This window comes from Nitrospinota bacterium, from assembly GCA_016217735.1.
GTDB lineage: Bacteria > Nitrospinota_A > UBA7883 > JACRGQ01 > JACRGQ01 > JACRGQ01.
The window spans coordinates 14,048-33,853 of record JACRGQ010000073.1; the positions used below are offsets into that span (position 1 = coordinate 14,048).

Sequence of the window (19,806 nt, forward strand, 5' to 3'; positions counted from 1 at the left end):
CTTTTTATATGATGCTTATTTATATATTTTTTGGAACTCTTCAAGTCTTGGGTGGATTATCGGCGGTTCATCCACCTTCCCATGGAGCACCTCTTGGGTCTTTAACCCATTTCCGGTTATGCACATAACGGTAACGGCGTTAGGATCGAGCCGCTTTTGATCCAAAAGTTTCTTGGTGACGGCCACCGTTACCCCGCCGGCGGTTTCGGTAAAAACCCCTTCGTGCTCGGCGAGAATTTTTATGCCGGCCACCAATTCTTCATCGCTCACGTCTTCGGCCCAGCCGCCCGATTCGTTGATCGTCTTGATACCGTAGTACCCGTCGGCCGGATTGCCGATGGCGATGGATCGGGCGATGGTGCTCGGCTTTTGCGGTTTGAAGTTTTTCTTTCCGTCCTTCACCGCGGTGGTGACGGGAGAGCAACCGGTCGCTTGCGCGCCAAAAACCCGCGTCTTCACTTCGGGAATGAAGCCGAGCATTTCAAATTCTTTAAACGCGCGGTAAATCTTCGTGATGAGGGACGAACCGGCGATCGGAACGATCACCTGGTCCGGCGCTTTCCAACCAAGCTGTTCGGCGATCTCGTGGCCGTAGCTCTTGCTTCCATCGCCGTAGAAAACGCGGATGTTGATGTTCACGAAGGCGATGTTGTATTTCGAGGTGATCTCGGTGCAAAGCCGGTTCACATCGTCGTAGTTGCCCAAAACCTTCACGAGCTTCGGCTTGTAAACCTGCGTGCCGATGATTTTACCCGCTTCCAGGTCGGAGGGAACCAGCACGACCGCCTTGAGCCCCGCGTGCGCGGCGATGGCCGACACGGAGTTGGCCAAGTTGCCGGTGCTGGCGCAGCCAACGGTGTCATAGCCGAACTCAATCGCCTTGGAGATCGCGGTGGAAACCACGCGGTCCTTGAACGAAAGGGTGGGGTGATTCACCGCGTCGTTTTTGATGTAGAGGTTCGGCATCCCCCACGCCTTGCCGAGATTTTTGCAGTGGACAAGCGGCGTGTAGCCGACGGAAAGCTTTACGGCCGGCTCGCCCTCAATGGGGAGAAGCTCTTTGTAACGCCACATGTTGGGCGGACGCGAAAGTATCTTTTCCTTGGTGATGGATTTCCGTATTTCGCCGTAGTTGTAATCCACCTCGAGCGGCCCAAAGCACTCTTCGCAAACGTACTTCGGTTCGACTTTGTACGGTTTACCGCATTCGCGGCATTTCAGGCCATTAACAAATCCCATTTGCCCCGAAATCCTCATTTAATAAAACGTCTCTTTACAAAAACCAGCCGGCAAGGGGAAAGGAGCACCATCCCTCTAACCGTATTAACTCCAAGCGCGAATTTTATAGTACCCTAGTATTTTTGTCAAGTTTTAAAATGTGCTTTTTGGGGGTTATAAACAAGCGGCTTATCTTTGATTTCTAAACTGAGCCGACCCTTTGGTGCTGATTCAATATCTAAGATAATCTGCTTTAGCGAAATTAATTCACCGGGCCTATGCTATTCTTCACCAAAGCATTTATTAACAAATACGTCTTTTTCACATAGTTTTTGTAGTATTTAGAAGTTTTTTCGATGTTTTTAGGAGTTTTTGGGATCATGCCACTTCCTTTTGTTGCGCTACTTCTTTTTTTAATTTTTAATGTAGCTTCACTTGACTTATCCGCCGCCACGCGATATTATTACTCCATATGGCGAATCCGGCGGTTTCCGATCTCTCCGATCACCGAGGGCTGCTCGTACGTCTCCGCGGCATTCGCCCCTCGCTCAAAAACGCCGAGCGGCTTGTCGCCGATCTCTTTTTAAAACATCCCGCCAAAGTACTGGGCTACACCGTCGCCGAAGCGGCCGCGCACGCGCATGTAAGTGAAGCAACCGTTATCCGCTTTTGCCGCACGCTCGGTTTTGAGGGATATCAGGACATCAAATTCCAGATCGCGCGCGAGCTGGTCGTCCCGTCCCGCTCATTCACCGGCGAAGAGGTGATAGAAGGGGATACGCCCGGTGAAGTCATGCAGAAGGTTTTTGCTTTCAACGTGCAAACGCTGCAGGAAACGCTTGAGGTGTTGGATGCCGCCGCGCTTGAGCGGGCATCCGATCTATTGGACAAGGCGGATAAAATCCTCGTCATCGGCGTCGGCACTTCCGGCGCGAACGTGCAGGACGCCTATAACAAGCTCTTCCGCCTCGGCCTCAATGTGGTGGCGCAAAGCGACTCCCATTTGCAAATGATGGAGGCCTCGCTGCTGGGGCCGAACGGCGCGGTGCTGGCGATCACCCATTCCGGCCGCACGCGTGACCCGGTGGAGACGCTGGCGGTGGCGCGGCAGGCGGGCGCCAAAACGGTGGTCATCACCAGCAACCCGCGCTCCCCCGTGGCGGCGCAGGCCGACGTGGTGCTGCTGACCTCCTCGCGCGAGACCGCCTTTCGCGGCGAAGCTATCGCCTCGCGCCTGGCGCAGATGAGCATCGTGGATGCGCTGTACACCCTCATACGGATAAAAGGCCGCGGGCGCGCCATCGCCGCGGAAAAAAAGATAGAAGCGGTCATAGGACAGAAACAGATTTTGTAAGGAGCGATGATGATAACCCTTCGGACGTATGTGTTCCTCGACAGCCTGCAGCCGCAGCTTGCCACGTTCATCGGCAGCACGGCGAAAGGTTTCCCCCCGGTGCCGGGAAACGCTTCCCTCTTCGTTGAGATCGCGCCGGGGCTGGCGATCAACCGCATTCTCGACATCGCCCTGAAGGCGACCAAGGTGCAGCCCGCCGTGCAGATAGTCGAACGCGCCTACGGCCTCCTTGAAATACACGAACAGGACAAGGGAGAGGTCATGTCGGCCGGCAAGGCGATTCTGGATTACCTTGAGGTGAAGGAATCCGACCGCATCAAGCCGCACCTCGCCAGCAACGAGATCATCCGCTCCGTCGAGCCGTATCAGTGTCAGTTGATCAACCGCAACCGCGGCGGCAGCATGATCCTCCCCGGCGAGAGCCTCTTCATACTGGAAACGGAACCGGCGGGCTACGTCATCTACGCCGCGAACGAAGCGGAAAAAGCGGCCAACATAAAGCTTATCGAGGTGCGCCCGTTCGGCGCCCTCGGGCGGCTCTACCTCTCCGGGCCGGAATCGGAGATCGATTCGGCGGCGGAAGCGGCGATGAAAGCGATGAACAGCCTTGAAGGAATTCCCCTCAAGGGCGCGAAAAAAGAGTAAATAAACCTTTAATTGTTAACAGGAGGATTTGGTATGGCTGAAGCGCTTGGATTGATAGAAACAAAAGGATTTACCGGGATGGTGGAGGCCTCCGACGCGATGGTGAAAGCCGCGCGCGTTGAGCTGGTCGGTTACGAAAAGATCGGCGGCGGTTTCGTCACCGCCATCGTCCGGGGCGACGTTGCCGCGGTGAAGGCCGCCACCGAAGCGGGCGCGCGCGCCGCCGAAAAAGTGGGCGAGCTGGTGAGCGTTCACGTCATTCCGCGCCCGCACGCCAACATCGATCTCGTGCTGCCGCTCGGCCGCCTGGAAGAAGCCCGCAAGGAAACCAAAGGGCAGAAGGGCTAAGCCATGATGTTCGGCAGAATAACCGGCACCGTGGTCGCCTCCCGCAAGGACGAGAAACTGGAGGGATTGAAACTCCTTCTCGTCCAGCAGGTGGACGCCTACGGCAAGATCACGAACAACTACGTGGTGGCCGCCGACAGCGTGGGCGCGGGCAAAGGGGAAGTCGTTCTCTTCGCCACCGGCTCGTCCGCGCGGCAGACCACGCAGACCGAGGGAAGGCCCGTCGACGCCGTCATCATGGCGATCGTCGATACGTGGGAAATCAACGGCGAGGTGATGTACGACAAGTACGCCGCCGATATCGGAATAAAATAAGAGGGCTTTGAACCATGCAATTCGGTGAAGAGCAGATTGCCGCCGCCGTGGAGCGGGTGGCCAAGCGGCTTGCCGCAACCGGCGCGTTAAGCGGCCCCGCGCGCGCATCGGCCCCCGCGCAAATGTCCGGCATGGGGGTGTTCGCCACCATCGCCGATGCGGTCTCGGCGGCAACGGCGGCCTTACGCTCGCTCGGCTCGATGCCGCTGGAAGCGCGCGGGCGGATGATCGAGGCGATGCGCCGCGCGGCGCTGGCCAACGTGGGGCAATTGGCCCGCATGGCGGTGGACGAAACTGGTTTGGGCCGCTACGAACACAAGCTGATAAAGAACCGGCTCGCCATCACCAAAACCCCTGGCATCGAGATCCTCGAGACCGAAGCCTGGACGGGCGATAACGGCCTCACCCTGTTGGAACGCGCCGCCTACGGCGTCATCGGTTCCATCACCCCCTGCACCAATCCAACGGAAACAATAATCAACAACGCTATCGGCATGATAGCCGCCGGCAACGCGGTGGTTGTGAACGCCCACCCCACAGCGAAGAAAGTGACGCTCTTCACCATCGACCTGCTGAACCGGGCGATTGTGGAGGCGGGCGGGCCGCCGAACCTGATCGCAACCGTCGCCGTGCCGACCATTGCCAGCGCGAACGAACTGATGAAACACCCCGGCATCGCGCTGCTGGTGGTCACCGGCGGCCCGGCCGTGGTGGGCGCGGCGATGGCCAGCGGCAAAAAAGTGATCGCCGCCGGGCCGGGCAATCCGCCGGTGGTGGTGGACGAGACCGCCGACCTCGCGAATGCGGCCCGCTGCATTGTGGAAGGGGCGTCGTTCGACAACAACATCGTCTGCATCGTGGAAAAAGAGATCATCGCGGTGGAGGCCATCGCGGATAAACTGCTGGCCGAACTCAAAAAATCGGGAGCCTATATCCTCAACGCGCAGCAGCTTCGGCGGCTGGAAAAGAAAATCATCAACCGCGCCCCGGCACGCGGCGGCGACCACGGCGAAGTCAATAAAGACTGGGTCGGCAAAGACGCCCGCCTCATCCTGCAATCCATCGATATCGATGTGAAAGACGACATCCGCCTCATCGTGGCCGAGGCTTCCAAAGACGATCCGATTGTGCAGATGGAATTGCTGATGCCGGTGGTCGGCTTCGTCCGCGCCGCCAACGTGAACAACGCCATCGACATCGCGGTGGAGGTCGAGCACGGCTTCCGCCACACCGCCGTGATGCACTCGAAAAACATCGATAACCTCAGCCGGATGGCGCGGGCGGTGAACACCTCCATCTTCGTGAAGAACGCGCCCTCCTTCGCGGGCCTCGGCGCGGGGGGCGAGGGGTACACCTCGTTCACCATCGCCAGTCCCACCGGCGAGGGGCTTACCACCGCGCGCCATTTTTCCCGCGAGCGGCGCTGCACGCTGAAAGATTCTTTCAGGATCATATGAACCTCATCGAACTGGTGCGGGAAGCGGGGGTTGTGGGCGCCGGGGGCGCGGGCTTTCCCACGCACGTCAAACTCGCCGCGCGGGTCGATACCGTGCTGGCGAACGGCGCGGAGTGCGAACCGCTCCTGTATTCCGACCAGTTCGTGATGGAATCGAACGCCGAAGAAATCGTCGACGGCCTGCGCCACGTGATGCGCCAGACCGGCGCTTCGCGCGGCCTGCTCTGCGTGAAAGAAAAATATCACGATGCCACCGCCCGTTTTGAAAAACTGATCGCGGGGGAAAAGGGGATGGAGCTTTTTCCCCTAGGCAATTTCTATCCCTCCGGCGACGAACAGGTGCTGGTGTATGAAACCACCGGCCGCATCGTGCCGGAAGCGGGGATACCGCTGAACGTCGGCGTGGTGGTGCAGAACGTCGCCACCCTGGCCAACATCGCGCGCGCCGCAAAAGGGGAAGCGGTAACGGACAAAGTGATAACCGTCGGCGGCGAAATAAAAAACCCCGGTGTCCACCGCGTCCCGCTTGGCGCATCGCTGGCCGATATCATCGCCGGCTGCGGCGGGCCGCTGATTGACGATTACGCGGTGCTGCTGAACGGCCCCATGATGGGCCGCCTCGCCGATCCCGAAAAAGAGGTGGTGACGAAAACCACCGCGGGCCTCTTCATCCTTCCAAAAGACAATCCACATGTGGCGCGGTTGAACCGCCCGCTGGCCGCCGACATCCGCCTCTCGCGCGGGGCGTGCGAGCAATGCCGTTACTGCACCGACCTCTGCCCGCGCTCCCTCAACGGCCACGCGCTGGAGCCGCATGCCATCATGCGGGTGATAAACGAACAACGCGAGCCGGAGGCAGCGACGGTGCTCAACGCGTTCCTCTGCTGCGAGTGCGGCGTTTGCGATCTTTTCGCCTGCCCCATCGCGCTTTCGCCGCGCCGGTTTTTCCGAGATTTTAAAAGGAGTCTTTCCGAACGCGGCATCCGGTTTACGCCGGAAAAAAAGGAACTAAAGGCCGATACCTACCGCGCGGTGCGCCGTGTGCCGAAAGACAAGCTCACCCGGCGGCTGGCGTTGTCGAAGTACGAAATCAAGCCCGCCTATCACGGCACGCTATGGGATATGCCCGCCGTGAGCCTGCCCCTATCGATGCATCTTGGCGCGCCCGCGCAGCCGGTGGTGAAGACGGGGGACAAAGTGAAGCGGGGCCAAAAGATCGCATCCATCCCGGAAGGCAAGCTGGGGGCGGCCATACACGCCTCCATCGCCGGCACCGTGACGAAGGTGAACGGATTCATAAGGATTGAAAAATGATTAAAGAACCGGCGCTGGCGCTTCTTGAGCTCCGCTCCATCGCGCGCGGGATAAAAACCTGCGACGAGGTGATGAAAAAAGCTGATGTGCAGCTGCTCGACGCGCGGTCGCTCTGCCCCGGCAAATACATGGTGCTCTTCGCCGGTGCGGTTTCCCCCGTGGAAGAAAGTTTCCGGCAGGGCGTCGCCATCGGTGATGACATGATGGTGGACGAGCTTTTCCTGCCGAACGCGCATCCGCAACTCATACCGGCGATGGAGGCCTGCGCCGTTGCCCCCGCGGTGGACGCGCTGGCGGTGTTTGAAACGTTCACCGTCGCGTCCTGCATCCTCGCCGCCGACGCCGCGGCGAAGGGGGCCAACATATTTTTGATCGAGATGCGGCTTGCCAACGGCCTTGGGGGCAAATCGTTTTTCACCATGACCGGCGAAATAGCGGAGATAGAGGCCGCCGCCGATTTCGCCAAAAAAGCGATAGCGCATCTGGCGGCGATGGTGGCGGTGGAGATCATTCCCCGCCCGCACAAAGACCTTATTTTGAAGGTGACGTGATATGCATTTAGGCAAAGTGATCGGCACGGTGGTCGCCTCGCAAAAGACGGAAACCCTCAAGGGGGTGAAACTGCTGCTGGTGCAGCCGGTCAACGACCGGCTCCAGCCCAAGGGGGAGCCGCAGGTGATGGTGGATTCAAACATGCAGGCCGGGCCGGGAACCATTGTTTCGTGGATTGCGGGGCGCGAGGCGATGCACACCTGCCCGCACAACGACGGACCGGTGGACGCCGGCATCGTCGGCATCGTGGACGAACCGCTCAACAGGGAGACACGCCTATGAAATTCTGCAAAGTTGTCGGCAACATCACCACGTCGCACCAGGAGCCGATATACCGGGGAGCGAAGATAATGATCGTGCAACCGCTGGATGCGGAGCTGAAACCGCAGGGCGAGACGTTCCTCTCGTGCGATTTCGTGCAGGCCGGTCCCGGCGATATCGTGCTGGTGGAGACCGAGGGAAACGCCGCCCGCCAGCTTTTTTTGAACCCGAACGGCGCGGTGCATTCCGTGATCGTCGGCATTGTGGATGAGGTGAGCCGTGAAAACTGAATATCAGCACCGGTTGGACATGATTGAGGTTGGCCGCAGGGTACACGCCCGCGGGTGGATATCGAGCACCGACGGCAACTTCTCGGTGAAGCTGGACGCGAACCGGATATTGACCACACCGACCGGCGTACACAAGGGATACCTCAATGTGGACGATTTCATCATCGTCGACATGGAGGGAAAGAAAATTTCCGGCTCGCGCAACCCGTCCACCGAGCTTGCGATGCACCTCACCTGCTACCGCCAGCGGCCCGATATCGGCGCGGTGGTACACGCGCATCCCACCATCTGCGTGGCGTTCAGCGTCTCCGGCATCGCGCTGGCCCAGTGCCTGCTGCCGGAAGTGGTCTTCACGCTGGGCGGCATACCGACGGCGAACTACGCCCCCCCCTCCACCGACGAGGTGCCCCGCTCCATCGAGGGGCCTATCAAGGACTATGACGCCGTCATCCTGGAGCGCCACGGCAGCGTTACCGTGGGAAAAGATATTTTCGCCGCCTACAACACGCTGGAGCGGATGGAACATGTGGCCGAAATAACCTTCCATTCAAGGATGCTGGGAAATGCCAAGCCGCTTTCCACCGCGCAGGTGAACGAGTTGGTGAAGATCGGAAAAAACCTCGGCCTGCCGGAATGGAAAATAACGTGCAACGATTGCAACGCGTGCGGCAAACACAGCGGCGGCTCAGCCGCAAGCGGCGCATGCGCCTCAATGACCGGCGGCGCCTCCGTTGAAAACGCGGCCTGCCCGCCATCCGCCGCGCCAGTGGATGCGCGTGTTGCCGCTTCCGCCCCCAGCGGCTCAGCCGCAAGCGTGGAAAAAGTGGCGGCCGGCATACTGCCCAATGTTTCGCCCGAGGTGTTGGCCGCCATCATCCGCGAGGTGAAAGCGGAGCTTGCGACCACGCGCTGAGACCTGACCGGCAACGTCGGCTCATCCCGAACCAAAGATATTGTATCTGAGCGTGGCAAAGTATCCCTTTCCGGAAAGGGATTTTGAACCACGAAGATCACGAATGACACGAACGGGAATGGGGGGAGGCGAAAAATTTTTGTTTTAATTATTCGTGATCTTCGTGCAATTCGTGGTTTACGCTGTCGCCTTGGCCCACACATTTCATTCAGGGCAAACTCTGGCGAATGAACCTATTTTATTGTTTTTTCATTACTTGTAGTAACGCAAAGCTTACCCGTGCGCCATTATCGGAAATAGGACTTATCCACAACCGCTCTATTGTGGATAACTTTTTGTATCTTATTGTTTCTTTTATCATTATTTGGTGAAAATAAAACCGTTAAAATAGATGGAAATATTGATAGAATTTCCCCTGTCTATGAAAATATCCACCAAAGGACACTATGCGGTTCAGGCGTTGGTCGATCTCGCCGTTCAGCCGGCCGGTTCGCCGGTTTCGCTGGCCAGCATTTCGGCCCGGCAGGACATTTCCCTCAACTACCTTGAGCAGCTTTTCCTGAAACTGCGCAAAGCGGAACTGGTGAAAAGCGTGCGCGGCCCCGGCGGCGGCTATCTGCTCGGCAAGGAGCCGTCGCAGATCAGCATCGGCGAGATTTTCGAGGCGGTGGACGAAAACATCATCCTTTCCGACTGTGTCGACGATACGGCGCAATCGGCCTGCAGCAAGACGCAAAACTGCCTGACGCAGCTCCTCTGGAGCCGCATCACCAGTTCGCTCAAAAAAACGCTCTACTCCATCTCCTTGGCGGAAGTCTCCAGCGAAACCCTTGGCGCCGCCGGCGTTTCCAACGACAAACCGAGCTTTATTTACCAGCTCTGATTCCATGCAAAACTTCTGGGATAACTGCAAAAAAGAGCTTGAGCGGCGCATCGACCCGCACAACTTCATTTCGCACATCGAGCCGATCACCATCGCCGCCATCACCGACGACGAGGTTACGCTCACGGTGCCGTCGGCGTTTTCGCAGGGATGGATAGAACGCAACCACCTGCGGGACATCGCCGAGGCGGTCAGCCGCGGCGCCGGCGGCGAGCGGAAGATCCTTTTCACCGTTTCCGCCGCCCGGACAAAAGAGGCGCGCGCCCCGATCCCGGTGAAAGCGAAACAGCGCAAAGCGGCGGCTCCCGTCCGGCTCAACCCCCTCTACACCTTCAAGACGTTTGTTCGCGGCAAGAGCAACGAATTCGCCTACGCGTCGTCGTTGCAGTCCGCCCTGAACCCCGGCACGAAGTACAATCCGCTTTACATCTACGGCGGCGTCGGTCTGGGGAAAACCCACCTGCTGCAGTCGATCAGCCAGTTCATCCTCGACAAACACCCCGATTGGAGCGTCCTTTATCTTTCGTCCGACCAGTTTGTGACGCAGATGATCTCCCGTATGCAAAAAGGGCAGATGGAGGAATTCCGGAACACCTTCCGCAACCTCGACGTGCTGCTTATCGACGACATCCAGTTCATCGCCGGGAAGCCCGCGACGCAGGAGGAGTTTTTCCACACGTTCAACGAGCTGTTCCACGCCGGCAAACAGATCGTCATCACCAGCGACCAGTTCCCCAAAGACATCAAAAAACTTGAAGACCGCCTCAGGAGCCGTTTCGCTTCCGGCCTGATCGCCGACATACAGCCCCCCGACCTGGAGACCAAGATCGCCATCATCCGCACCAAGGCGGAGGTCAACGGCTACAAGCTGCCGGAGGACGTGATCCACTTCCTGGCGGAAACGATCAAATCGAACGTCCGCGAGCTGGAAGGGTGCATGGCCCGCGTGGTCGCATTTTCATCGCTCAAGGGGGTGCCAATCGATCTCGTGCTCGCCCGCGACGTGCTGCACGACGTTTACTCGAACGCGCAGAAACACATCGGCATTCCGCAGATACAAAAGGCGGTGACCGAGTATTTCGGGCTGAAACCGAACGACCTCAAATCGAAAAACCGGAGCCGCAACATGACGGTGCCGCGGCAGATAGCCATGTATCTCTGCCGCGAGGTTACCGACGAATCCTTGCCGCAAATTGGCAAGGTTTTTGGGGGGCGCGATCACAGCACAGTTATCCACGCCCACCAGAAAATAAAGAAGGAAGTTGAGACTAACACCAAGATTTGCAGCGACATAACCGCTGTAAAAAAAATGCTGGAATTGTGAATAACGCTTTAATGGAGATGGGGATAAACTGTGCAAAAGATTTTTAGGCCATTAGCTGTTGATACCCCGGTACATTTCTCGACAGGTTATCAAAAAGCTTCGTTATTGAATAACCTTGCCGAATACGGCTTATCCACGGAATCCACAGGCTCTACTACTGCTACAAATTCTATTTAAATATTATGGAAACAGTAAATAACAAATACGGCGCCGAACAGATAAAGATTCTGGAAGGCCTGGAAGCGGTACGTAAACGTCCCGCCATGTATATCGGCGATGTAAGCGAAAGGGGCCTGCACCACCTCGTATACGAAGTTGTCGATAACGCCATCGATGAAGCGATGGGGGGACATTGCAAAAACATCAATGTCGTCATCCATTCCGACGAATCGATTTCCGTGGAAGACGATGGCCGCGGCATCCCGGTTGAAATACATCCCGACCGGGGGGTATCGACCGCCGAAGTGGTGTTGACCGTATTGCACGCCGGAGGCAAGTTCGAAGGCGACGGCTACAAAATATCCGGCGGCCTGCATGGCGTCGGCGTTTCCGTGGTGAACGCGCTTGCCGCGTTTTTGGAATTGGAGATACGCCGCGACGGAGCCGTATGGACCCAACGGTACGAAAAAGGCGATCCAAAGGCTCCCCTGAAAAAAATCGGCGAGGCCACCGGCCACGGCACGAAAGTCCGCTTCAAGCCGGATGAAACCATTTTCGAAAAAACGATATTCAACTTTGATTATCTCTCGCTCCGGCTGCGTGAGCTGGCCTTCCTCAACAGCGGCATCCGCATCAAGATCGTCGACGAGCGTACCGACAAGGAACACGAGTTTTATTACGAGGGGGGAATCGTCTCCTTCGTGAAATACATCAACCGCACGAAAACCACCATATTCCCCGACCCGATTTACATGAAGCGGGAAAAGGGCACCACCACCATCGAATTTTCCATGATTTATAACGATGGCTACAAAGAAGACGTTTTTTCCTACGTGAACAACATCAATACGCCGGAGGGGGGGACGCACCTCACCGGTTTCCGCGCGGCGCTCACCCGCAGCATCAACCAATACGCCACCGCCAGCAAGCTGCTGAAAAAGGACCAGACCATCACCGGCGACGACGTGCGCGAAGGGCTTTGCGCCGTCATAAGCGTGAAGATGATGAATCCGCAGTTCGAGGGGCAAACCAAGTCGAAGCTGGGCAACAGCGAGATCAAGGGGATCACCGAATCGGTGGTGAAAGAAACCCTCGACACGTTTTTCGAGGAAAACCCGCAGACCGCCAAGATGATCATCCAAAAATCGATGATCGCCTCCGACGCGCGCGAAGCGGCCAAGCGGGCGCGCGACCTCACCCGCCGCAAGGGGGTGCTGGAATTTTCATCCCTTCCCGGCAAACTGGCCGACTGCCAGGAAAAAGACCCGAAACTGTGCGAACTCTACATCGTGGAAGGGGATTCCGCCGGCGGTTCCGCCAAGCAGGGGCGCGAGCGCCGCTACCAGGCGATTCTGCCGTTGAAGGGCAAAATCCTCAACGTCGAAAAGGCGCGCTTCGACAAGATGCTGGCATCGCAGGAAATCCGCACGCTCATCACGGCCATCGGCGGTGGCGCGGGCGCGGAGGATTTCGACATCAACAAAATCCGCTATCACAAGATCATCCTGATGACCGACGCCGATGTGGACGGCAGCCACATCCGGACGCTGCTGCTCACTTTCTTTTACCGCCACATGGAAGATGTCATCAAGCGCGGCTACCTCTTCATCGCGCAGCCCCCGCTTTTCAAGATCGCCAAGGGGAAGAGCGAGCGGTACATCAAGGACGAAAAGGAGCTCAACACCCATCTGCTGAAAGAGGCGACCGCCTCCCTCTCGGTGACGTTGGCCGGCGGCAAAAAACTGGCGGGCGACGAATTGCTAAGCAAGGTGAACCTGATGTCCGATTACCTGGGGCAGGTGGACCGGCTGGTCGGCAAGGGGCATCCTGAAGAGTTGTTGCGCGCATTGCACCGCGCCGGGGTGAACAACAAGGAGTTTTTCACCAAACAGGAAAACCTGGATAAGGTGATGCGCGGCTGCGAAGGAACCAGCCCGAAAAACCGCATTGTGCCGCACGTCGAGCACGGCGGCTTTGCCTTCGATTGGTTCAATCCCAAAACCGGCGTTCACAGCCTCATCAACTGGGATGTGATCACCACCGCCGAATACCAGAAGGGGCTGGAACTGAAAAATAAAATCAAGGATGCGCTCACCCCCCCGTTCACCATCGAGGAGAAAGGGAAAGAGCCGCAGGAATGCACCGATATCCGCGCGCTGGTCGACCGGATTCTGGCCGCCGCGCGCGATGGAATGTACGTCCAGCGCTATAAGGGGCTGGGTGAAATGAATCCCGAACAGCTCTGGGAGACCACGATGGATCCCGCCAAGCGCACCCTGCTGCAGGTGCAGGTGGAAGACGCCGTGGAGGCGAACGACATCTTCAGCCTGCTGATGGGGGAATTGGTGGAGCCGCGCCGCGACTTTATCTACCGCCACGCGCTGGAAGTCCGCAATCTCGACGTGTAAAGGGCGGATTGGCAGCCGCTTGAATTTATCGATGTCGACATATTCCCTGAATGGCGTTGCCATGCGTTCGCCTAAAACTTCATCCGCTTGAAGAGGCGTTCGGGGAGGTGGATGAAAATCCACATGATGAATTTCCAATAGGCGGGCGTGTATAAAACGTCCCCCCCCTTTTGCTGGGCGCGGAAAATATCGCGCGCCACTTTTTCCGGGCTGGATATAAGCCAGCGGGGAAAAGAAATTCCGGCGGTCATCTTGGTCGCCACGAATCCGGGCTTCACGGTGAGCACGCGCACGCCGCTGGATGCAAGCCGGTTGCGCAGGCCGGAGAGATACGCGGAGAACGCCGCTTTTGCCGCGCTGTAAAAGTAGTGCCTGTGAAAACCCCTCTGCCCCATCACCGAACCGACGCCGACGATGAAGCCGGATTTTTCTTTCTCGTAGCAGTCGGCGGCGATATTGAGAATGGAAACGGGGCCGACAAAATTGATCTGGATGATTTTGGAAACTTCTTCCATATCGCCTGTTGCAAGCTGGTGATCGCCAAGGTAGCCGCCGATGCAGATGACAATCGACGGCCGCGGATCGAGACGGTGAAAGAATTTTTCGTGGCCGTTGAAATAGAGAAGATCAAAGGAGAGAGCCTTCGCCTCGATGCCGTAGAGGGATTTAAGGCGGGCGCAATCTTCGGCCAAGAGGGCGGGCTGCGGATCGGCAAGGTAGAGATTGTAACCGGCGGCGGCGTACTCACGCGCGAGAGGGCGGGCGATATCGGACATCGCGCCGAGGATCAAGACGTAGCCTTTCATGCTTTGCTATCCCTCAAATAGGGGAAAAAGGGGCACAAAAGCCCCAAAAATAAGCAATTAAAACAAAGAGTTGTAAACTGAAATTTGGCCGCAAGCATTGCCGCAATTCCTGCAAATGCTCCAAACGGCTATATTCGCTCCAAGTGCTCCAAAATCCGGTCTAAATCGTCCTGATTGTAGTACTCGAACGTGAGGGTGCCGCCCCCTTTCCGGTTCGGTTTCAACGTGACCTTGGTGGAGAGCTTTTTCTGGAGCGAGTCGATGAACGAGCGGACGTTCGGATCCAGCTCAATCTTCGTTTTTGCGGCGGCCGATCTTTTTTTCGCGGTTTTTGATTCCACGTCGCGCACGTTGAGGCCGAGCTGGAGTATCTGCGTCCGCATCTCCATCATGGCGGCTTCGGTATCGCACGCCAGCAGCGCGCGGGCGTGCCCCATCGTCAGGCGGCCGGTTTCGATATCGGCTTGGATGTCGCGCGGCAGGTTGAGCAGCCGCAGGGTGTTCGCCACGGTCGGGCGCTGTTTGCCGACTTTTTTCGCCACCATCTCCTGCGTGAGCTTGAATTCGTCCATCAGCATCTTGTAGGCCTTCGCCTCTTCGATGGGGTTGAGCTCTTCCCGCTGGATGTTTTCGACGATGGCCATTTCCAGCGCTTCCGCGTTCTGCACCGACTTGATGATGGCCGGTATCGCGGCCATGCCGAGCATTTTAGCCGCGCGGAACCGGCGTTCGCCCGCTATCAGCTCGTACCCGTTATCCACTTTGTGTACGATGACCGGCTGGATGAGGCCGTTCTCCTTGATGGAAGCGGCCAGCTCTTTCAGCGCTTCGTCTTTAAAGGAGAGGCGGGGCTGATAGCGGTTTGCCACGATGTCCGCAAGCGGTATTTCGCTCACGCGGGGGGCGTTCATTTTTCCCTGATCGGGCAGGAGGGCCGAAAGCCCCTTGCCGAGCGCTTTTCTGTGAATCATCGGGTTTATTAATGCTCCGTTACGGCGAGGCCGCTGTTTTTCAGCGCTTCGAAATAGCTTTTTCTGCGGGTGATGATCTCCCGCGCGAGATCAACATAGGCATCGGCGCCTTTTGATTTCGTATCGTAGAGTGAAATCGGCAGGCCGTGGCTGGGCGCCTCGGAAAGCCTGATGTTCCGGGGAATCACAGTTTCAAAAACATGGCTGGTGAAATTCTTCTTTATTTCGTCAATCACCTGGTTGGAAAGCGAAGTCCGCTTGTCATACATGGTGAAAAGCAGCCCCTCTATCTCCAGCGACGGGTTGTAAGAATCGCGTATCCTATTGATAGTATTCATCAATTTGCCAAGACCTTCAAGCGCGAAGTACTCCGTCTGCAGCGGGATGAGAACGGAATCGGAGGCTACCAGCGCGTTGATGGTAAGGAAGCCGAGCGCCGGCGGACAGTCTATAAGGATAAAATCGAATTTGTCCCGCAGGGTATTGAGTATCCCCTTCAGGCGGTAGTGGGCGTTTGCGTAGGTGGAAAGCTCGATCTCCGCCGCGGCGAGGTTGATATCCGAAGAGAGGACATGGAGGTTGTCCACGATGGTCGGCTTGATGCAGCCGTTGTCGGCATTTTCTTCGACAAGGGCGGTATAAATGGTGTTTTCCGCGTTTGGATCAAGGCCCAGGCCAGAGGTTGTATTTGCCTGCGGGTCGATATCTATGATGAGGGTTCTTTTTCCCGACAAGGCGAGGCAAGCGCCGAGGTTGATGGCGGTGGTTGTTTTGCCAACCCCGCCCTTCTGATTGGAAATTGCTATGGTGAGCATTGGTGAGAAGTGTAGCAGGTGGGCATGGGCGCGGCAAGCTGAAATTGTGCTTTGAGATTTTCCCCCTCATTGATCCTCTTGCCCGGTAGAGGCGACATTCTTGTCGCCTAAGCAAAATCGGCGGCAGGACAGCGGGAGCAAGCTATGGAATTCGGGATAAATGTTCCACGTGGAACATTGTTTTGAGAATCAAAGGGATTGTTCCACGTGGAACAATTCTGGGGTGGTCATGCAAGCAGGTATATCGTCAGGCCAATGATGAAATAAGGCATATCAAGGAAGAAATCGAACTTGGCGGAATGGATCCAAACCTTATTTTCGTTATAGTAAACAAAGCCGAGCAGGTAGGCCACACCCAGCAGATACGCTGCCATGAGGGATCCCCTGCTCCCCATCAACAGATCGATTATGCAGATAATGGAAATTCCTAATAGTACGCCGTACAGGGTCTTTTTCGCGTGTTCTTTTCCCACCAGCATCGGCATAACCTCTTTTCCGATAACCTGATCGGCATAAATATCGCGTATATCGAACAGGACAGATCGCGTATACGCTATGCCGAAGGTAATTAAGATGGGGAAGGTAATATCCTTCCCCTGTTTGGCGCTTATGTACGTCAAGACCACAGTTATCATCACCCAAGCCAAGCTGACAAAAATGTCCTTTGAAGCGGGGATGTCTTTTAACCGCACAAATAACCTGAACCGCCCCCTGTCTATTCCATAAGTGGCGCCGAATCCGACAACCGCCAGATAGACCGCCAGCGTTGGCAATCCGAGTTTGAATGAAAGAATCAGCCCGGCCGCCAATGCGGCGACGGCGACACCCCAAAAAAGGGAATTATATTTGAGGTGGTAGTAGTACTTTCTGATTTGGCTTTTTTGAATCTCTTTTGGCCGCAAAAGCTGGTTTGTGAGATAGGTTGCGGCTATCGCGCAGAAAGCCGCTCCCACTATCAGCGGGTTCGGCTTTTCCCGGAGCATAATCATATTGGCATAGGTAAGCATCGCCCCGCCGGCGGCGAGAAAGAGGTTGCTTTTGACGAAAAACCCCAGTATTTCGATGTAAAACGGCTTGCGCTGCTCTTTGATGCCGGCGAGTTTCGCCACCACCGCGTCGATGATCCACTTCGGGGTGGAAGCGCCGGCGGTGACCCCTATGCGCCGATATTTAGAGAGATCGGCCAAGTCGAGCTCGTCATCCGTTTCTATGTGATATGCGTCAAGACCATGTTCTTTCGCTATGGCCGCAAGCCGGGTTGTGTTGGCGGAATTTTTCCCGCCCACGATAACCATGGCATCGACTTCCTTCGCAAGCCGGATCACCTCGCTCTGCCGCTCGTCGGTGGCTTCGCAGATGGTATCCCCTATTTCGATGCCGCGGCATTTTTCCCTGAAGTACCTGGTTATGGCGGTGTAGTTTTCGATATCGCAGGTTGTTTGGGCGGCGACAAAGACTTTATCGAAATCCGGCAGTTTTTTGGCCTCTTCGAGGGATGCAACGACGTATACCGGCGTTTCCGCGAATCCTTTCAAGCCGGTCACTTCGGCATGGCCGTCATCGCCGACGATCACCACCGTATAGCCTTTGCGGGAGTATTTGCGGATCATTCCCTGAACCTTGGCGACCAAGGGGCATGTTGCATCGCTTATTTTCAGCCCGTGGCGCTTTAAGTCTTCCCTCTTTTGCGGGGTGATGCCGTGCGTCCGGATGATAACTTCGCTCCCCGGCTGGAGCTTGTCCAGATCGGTTTCCACATGGATGTTCTTGCTTTCCAGCAGTTTTATCAGTTGCGGGTTGTGGATGAGCGGGCCGTAGGTGTAGACCTCTTTGTTCTTGCCGCGCGCCGATTCCAGCGTGATGTCGATAGCCCGCTTTACCCCCCAGCAAAAGCCGGCGGTTTTTGCCAATTTAATCTCTGCCATCTTTTTATTGTGCCATGCGAGGCAATGCGTGGCAATCCCCCGCTTGACTTTCCCGCCCGCGGCGCGGTATAGTTGTCATAACAACCTTAATGGGGGATGCGATGAAACAGCCTGTGCCGGCACGCCCTTTGCCGCTGAACGAATCGGCCGGTTTTCTTACCAACAAGGCCGCCCACGCGCTCAAACTGGGCCTCCTGCGCTCGTTCAAGCTGCGCGGACTCGATGTCACCACCGAGCAATGGGGGGTTCTGAACCTGCTCTTCCATAAAGATGGCCTCACGCAAACCGAGCTTGCCCGCACCGCAATCAAGGACAAACCGAATATCACCCGCATTCTGGACACGATGGAGAAAAAGAAGCTGGTCGTGAGACAACCCGATCCCAATGACGGCCGCACGTTTCGCATCCATCTCACCGGAAAAGGACGGGCTCTTACGCCGGAACTTCTGGAATGCGCCCACGCCACCTTGCGGCAGGCAACCCGCGGGCTTTCTCCCCGTCAATTGGGGGAGTATCGAACCGCGCTGGAGGTGATTATCAAAAACCTTACATAGTCTTTTTTTCGGCTTTTTAGTTGTTACAATAACTATTGTTTACGTTTATGGAGGTCATTATGCGTTGCTTTGCCATTCTGTTTCTCCTTCTCTCCGCGCCCGCCGCCGCGGAGCAGCCACTGCCGCCCTCTTCCCCCGCCGCCGCCTATTCAATCGGACCCAACAGCTCCGCGTCATACGAGGCCTATGCCAAAGTCTTCTTTTTAGTGCCGAACACAATAGGCGGCACGAGCGGCAAGGTCACCGGAACCATCAGCCTTGATGGCGCGGTCAACGGCAGGGTCATCATAGACGCGGCTTCATTCACTTCCGGCATCGACAGGCGCGACGCGCATATACGCGAGATATTGCAAACCGGAACCTATCCCACCATCGTATTCAACCTCATCGCCATCGAGCCGCTTTCACCAAGCGATCCCTCCACCTTTACCGGCGAAAAAACCGTGCGGGGAGCCCTAACCATCCGCGGAGTAACCAGAGACGTTTCATTTCCGGTCACTATCAATTTAGAGGGAATGTCATTGGTAATCGACGGCGCGGTGGAGGTTAAATACACCGACTTCGGCATGGAGCCTCCCACGCTGGGCGGCATAGTGAAACGGGCGGATGACCGGCTCCTTCTCAAGGCGCATCTTGCCGCGTACCCCGAAAGGGAGGCATCGGGCAATGAATAAGTTAACCCGTTATTTTCACCTTATCGGCATGACCTTGTTCCTGGGGAGCATTTTCACATTCATTGTGGCTTCATCACTCGGCTCCGCCTCCCTTCCGGAACTTCACTTCGCGCGCAAGCTCATCCTTTGTGGAACGCGTTTCCTTACGTTGCCAGGACTGTTTTTAACGCTGATAAGCGGCGCATTGGGGATAAAAGGAATGAGGCGCGACGCGCCACGGATTTTGAAGCTGAAAGCCGCGCTTGGTATTTTGATTTTCTTGAACACCCTGTTTATCATTTATCCCGCCGTCGTGCAGGCGACGGAACTTGCACGATTGTCGAACGAAGCGGGCCAACTGCTTGATGGATACAAGAAGGCGTACTTCATCGAATCATCGGCGGGCGCTTTCAATGTTTTGGCCGCACTGACTGCGGCGGCCATCGGTGTAAGGCGGAGAAACGCCGGCTGGCAGGTTGGGAAATAGGAAAAATTTATGTGTGCGACAGGAGTGTCGCACCTTGTATCTTGGAAATCGTAGAATTTCATTAAGTGGAAACCGGGGAAAGCTGTGTCGCACCTAATGGCTGGGACCATGTTTGGTAGATAAGTTTCCCCGGTCTTCCGACAGACTCTGAACCG

At 56.7% G+C, this 19,806-nt stretch carries 22 protein-coding genes; 16 read left to right on the top strand and 6 right to left on the bottom strand.

Annotation, left to right across the window (positions count from 1 at the left end):
• Window positions 1-15: 15 nt before the first annotated feature.
• Together HZA03_12180 and HZA03_12185 are read right to left on the bottom strand one after the other, a co-directional pair.
• On the bottom strand, window positions 16-1,239 hold the full coding sequence (locus HZA03_12180) for a threonine synthase (GenBank protein MBI5638713.1): 1,224 nt from the start codon (window positions 1,237-1,239) through the stop codon (window positions 16-18).
• Between the two features lie 241 nt (window positions 1,240-1,480).
• The gene (locus HZA03_12185) at window positions 1,481-1,672 is read right to left on the bottom strand and encodes a hypothetical protein (protein MBI5638714.1); all 192 of its coding nucleotides are present in this window, start codon (window positions 1,670-1,672) and stop codon (window positions 1,481-1,483) included.
• A gap of 18 nt (window positions 1,673-1,690) precedes the next feature.
• Here HZA03_12185 and HZA03_12190 point away from each other — a divergent pair, with 18 nt between their 5' ends.
• The 13 genes from HZA03_12190 (at window position 1,691) to gyrB (ending at window position 13,440) form a co-directional block, all read left to right on the top strand.
• Window positions 1,691-2,572 carry a MurR/RpiR family transcriptional regulator gene (locus tag HZA03_12190; GenBank protein MBI5638715.1) on the top strand — a complete coding sequence of 294 codons (882 nt, stop codon included), beginning with the start codon at window positions 1,691-1,693 and terminating at the stop codon, window positions 2,570-2,572.
• A gap of 6 nt (window positions 2,573-2,578) precedes the next feature.
• Window positions 2,579-3,217 (top strand): BMC domain-containing protein, encoded by a 639-nt coding sequence (locus HZA03_12195; protein ID MBI5638716.1) that lies wholly within the window; start codon window positions 2,579-2,581, stop codon window positions 3,215-3,217.
• Between the two features lie 33 nt (window positions 3,218-3,250).
• Window positions 3,251-3,565 (top strand): ethanolamine utilization microcompartment protein EutM, encoded by a 315-nt coding sequence (gene eutM, locus HZA03_12200; protein MBI5638717.1) that lies wholly within the window; start codon window positions 3,251-3,253, stop codon window positions 3,563-3,565.
• A gap of 3 nt (window positions 3,566-3,568) precedes the next feature.
• The gene (locus tag HZA03_12205) at window positions 3,569-3,880 is read left to right on the top strand and encodes a EutN/CcmL family microcompartment protein (GenBank protein ID MBI5638718.1); all 312 of its coding nucleotides are present in this window, start codon (window positions 3,569-3,571) and stop codon (window positions 3,878-3,880) included.
• A gap of 14 nt (window positions 3,881-3,894) precedes the next feature.
• The gene (locus HZA03_12210) at window positions 3,895-5,337 is read left to right on the top strand and encodes an aldehyde dehydrogenase EutE (GenBank protein ID MBI5638719.1); all 1,443 of its coding nucleotides are present in this window, start codon (window positions 3,895-3,897) and stop codon (window positions 5,335-5,337) included.
• Window positions 5,334-6,650 (top strand): SLBB domain-containing protein, encoded by a 1,317-nt coding sequence (locus HZA03_12215; GenBank protein ID MBI5638720.1) that lies wholly within the window; start codon window positions 5,334-5,336, stop codon window positions 6,648-6,650. Before HZA03_12210 ends, HZA03_12215 begins: the two co-directional genes overlap by 4 nt.
• Window positions 6,647-7,201, top strand: coding sequence for a BMC domain-containing protein (locus HZA03_12220; protein MBI5638721.1), 555 nt, complete (start codon window positions 6,647-6,649; stop codon window positions 7,199-7,201). Before HZA03_12215 ends, HZA03_12220 begins: the two co-directional genes overlap by 4 nt.
• Window position 7,202: 1 nt before the next feature.
• Window positions 7,203-7,484: a EutN/CcmL family microcompartment protein gene (locus tag HZA03_12225; protein ID MBI5638722.1), complete on the top strand. Its 282-nt coding sequence runs from the start codon at window positions 7,203-7,205 to the stop codon at window positions 7,482-7,484.
• Window positions 7,481-7,753, top strand: coding sequence for a EutN/CcmL family microcompartment protein (locus HZA03_12230; protein ID MBI5638723.1), 273 nt, complete (start codon window positions 7,481-7,483; stop codon window positions 7,751-7,753). Before HZA03_12225 ends, HZA03_12230 begins: the two co-directional genes overlap by 4 nt.
• On the top strand, window positions 7,743-8,666 hold the full coding sequence (locus HZA03_12235; protein MBI5638724.1) for a class II aldolase/adducin family protein: 924 nt from the start codon (window positions 7,743-7,745) through the stop codon (window positions 8,664-8,666). Before HZA03_12230 ends, HZA03_12235 begins: the two co-directional genes overlap by 11 nt.
• Before the next feature lie 421 nt (window positions 8,667-9,087).
• The gene (locus HZA03_12240; protein MBI5638725.1) at window positions 9,088-9,549 is read left to right on the top strand and encodes an Rrf2 family transcriptional regulator; all 462 of its coding nucleotides are present in this window, start codon (window positions 9,088-9,090) and stop codon (window positions 9,547-9,549) included.
• 4 nt (window positions 9,550-9,553) lie between these two features.
• Window positions 9,554-10,873, top strand: coding sequence for a chromosomal replication initiator protein DnaA (dnaA, locus tag HZA03_12245; GenBank protein MBI5638726.1), 1,320 nt, complete (start codon window positions 9,554-9,556; stop codon window positions 10,871-10,873).
• A gap of 182 nt (window positions 10,874-11,055) precedes the next feature.
• Window positions 11,056-13,440 (top strand): DNA topoisomerase (ATP-hydrolyzing) subunit B, encoded by a 2,385-nt coding sequence (gene gyrB, locus HZA03_12250; protein MBI5638727.1) that lies wholly within the window; start codon window positions 11,056-11,058, stop codon window positions 13,438-13,440.
• Between the two features lie 71 nt (window positions 13,441-13,511).
• On the opposite strand, the gene HZA03_12255 is transcribed toward gyrB, so the two are convergent.
• The 4 genes from HZA03_12255 to ispH all read right to left on the bottom strand — a co-directional run bounded on the left by HZA03_12255 (window position 13,512) and on the right by ispH (window position 17,957).
• Window positions 13,512-14,246: an SDR family NAD(P)-dependent oxidoreductase gene (locus HZA03_12255; GenBank protein ID MBI5638728.1), complete on the bottom strand. Its 735-nt coding sequence runs from the start codon at window positions 14,244-14,246 to the stop codon at window positions 13,512-13,514.
• A gap of 128 nt (window positions 14,247-14,374) precedes the next feature.
• Entirely contained in the window at window positions 14,375-15,217 is an 843-nt protein-coding gene (locus HZA03_12260) for a ParB/RepB/Spo0J family partition protein (protein MBI5638729.1), read from the bottom strand.
• Window positions 15,218-15,225: 8 nt separating this feature from the next.
• Window positions 15,226-16,032 carry a ParA family protein gene (locus HZA03_12265; GenBank protein ID MBI5638730.1) on the bottom strand — a complete coding sequence of 269 codons (807 nt, stop codon included), beginning with the start codon at window positions 16,030-16,032 and terminating at the stop codon, window positions 15,226-15,228.
• 227 nt (window positions 16,033-16,259) lie between these two features.
• Window positions 16,260-17,957, bottom strand: coding sequence for a 4-hydroxy-3-methylbut-2-enyl diphosphate reductase (ispH, locus tag HZA03_12270; protein ID MBI5638731.1), 1,698 nt, complete (start codon window positions 17,955-17,957; stop codon window positions 16,260-16,262).
• 89 nt (window positions 17,958-18,046) lie between these two features.
• Here ispH and HZA03_12275 point away from each other — a divergent pair, with 89 nt between their 5' ends.
• The 3 genes from HZA03_12275 to HZA03_12285 all read left to right on the top strand — a co-directional run bounded on the left by HZA03_12275 (window position 18,047) and on the right by HZA03_12285 (window position 19,651).
• Window positions 18,047-18,511 carry a MarR family transcriptional regulator gene (locus tag HZA03_12275; protein ID MBI5638732.1) on the top strand — a complete coding sequence of 155 codons (465 nt, stop codon included), beginning with the start codon at window positions 18,047-18,049 and terminating at the stop codon, window positions 18,509-18,511.
• 59 nt (window positions 18,512-18,570) lie between these two features.
• The gene (locus HZA03_12280) at window positions 18,571-19,185 is read left to right on the top strand and encodes a YceI family protein (GenBank protein MBI5638733.1); all 615 of its coding nucleotides are present in this window, start codon (window positions 18,571-18,573) and stop codon (window positions 19,183-19,185) included.
• A gap of 199 nt (window positions 19,186-19,384) precedes the next feature.
• A complete protein-coding gene (locus tag HZA03_12285; protein ID MBI5638734.1) occupies window positions 19,385-19,651 on the top strand; it encodes a hypothetical protein in 267 nt (88 codons plus the stop codon).
• Window positions 19,652-19,806: the final 155 nt, after the last annotated feature.

Excerpts from the sequence above, each read along its gene's own strand:
- HZA03_12205 (MBI5638718.1), top strand. The coding sequence starts at position 3,569 with ATGATGTTCGGCAGAATAACCGGCACCGTGGTCGCCTCCCGCAAGGAC.
- HZA03_12230 (MBI5638723.1), top strand. The coding sequence starts at position 7,481 with ATGAAATTCTGCAAAGTTGTCGGCAACATCACCACGTCGCACCAGGAG.
- HZA03_12285 (MBI5638734.1), top strand. The coding sequence starts at position 19,385 with ATGAGGCGCGACGCGCCACGGATTTTGAAGCTGAAAGCCGCGCTTGGT.
- HZA03_12260 (MBI5638729.1), bottom strand. The coding sequence starts at position 15,217 with ATGATTCACAGAAAAGCGCTCGGCAAGGGGCTTTCGGCCCTCCTGCCC.
- HZA03_12215 (MBI5638720.1), top strand. The coding sequence starts at position 5,334 with ATGAACCTCATCGAACTGGTGCGGGAAGCGGGGGTTGTGGGCGCCGGG.
- HZA03_12190 (MBI5638715.1), top strand. The coding sequence starts at position 1,691 with ATGGCGAATCCGGCGGTTTCCGATCTCTCCGATCACCGAGGGCTGCTC.
- HZA03_12240 (MBI5638725.1), top strand. The coding sequence starts at position 9,088 with ATGAAAATATCCACCAAAGGACACTATGCGGTTCAGGCGTTGGTCGAT.
- HZA03_12280 (MBI5638733.1), top strand. The coding sequence starts at position 18,571 with ATGCGTTGCTTTGCCATTCTGTTTCTCCTTCTCTCCGCGCCCGCCGCC.
- HZA03_12180 (MBI5638713.1), bottom strand. The coding sequence starts at position 1,239 with ATGGGATTTGTTAATGGCCTGAAATGCCGCGAATGCGGTAAACCGTAC.
- ispH (MBI5638731.1), bottom strand. The coding sequence starts at position 17,957 with ATGGCAGAGATTAAATTGGCAAAAACCGCCGGCTTTTGCTGGGGGGTA.
- eutM (MBI5638717.1), top strand. The coding sequence starts at position 3,251 with ATGGCTGAAGCGCTTGGATTGATAGAAACAAAAGGATTTACCGGGATG.
- HZA03_12220 (MBI5638721.1), top strand. The coding sequence starts at position 6,647 with ATGATTAAAGAACCGGCGCTGGCGCTTCTTGAGCTCCGCTCCATCGCG.
- HZA03_12255 (MBI5638728.1), bottom strand. The coding sequence starts at position 14,246 with ATGAAAGGCTACGTCTTGATCCTCGGCGCGATGTCCGATATCGCCCGC.
- HZA03_12210 (MBI5638719.1), top strand. The coding sequence starts at position 3,895 with ATGCAATTCGGTGAAGAGCAGATTGCCGCCGCCGTGGAGCGGGTGGCC.
- HZA03_12275 (MBI5638732.1), top strand. The coding sequence starts at position 18,047 with ATGGGGGATGCGATGAAACAGCCTGTGCCGGCACGCCCTTTGCCGCTG.
- HZA03_12195 (MBI5638716.1), top strand. The coding sequence starts at position 2,579 with ATGATGATAACCCTTCGGACGTATGTGTTCCTCGACAGCCTGCAGCCG.
- HZA03_12225 (MBI5638722.1), top strand. The coding sequence starts at position 7,203 with ATGCATTTAGGCAAAGTGATCGGCACGGTGGTCGCCTCGCAAAAGACG.
- gyrB (MBI5638727.1), top strand. The coding sequence starts at position 11,056 with ATGGAAACAGTAAATAACAAATACGGCGCCGAACAGATAAAGATTCTG.
- dnaA (MBI5638726.1), top strand. The coding sequence starts at position 9,554 with ATGCAAAACTTCTGGGATAACTGCAAAAAAGAGCTTGAGCGGCGCATC.
- HZA03_12265 (MBI5638730.1), bottom strand. The coding sequence starts at position 16,032 with ATGCTCACCATAGCAATTTCCAATCAGAAGGGCGGGGTTGGCAAAACA.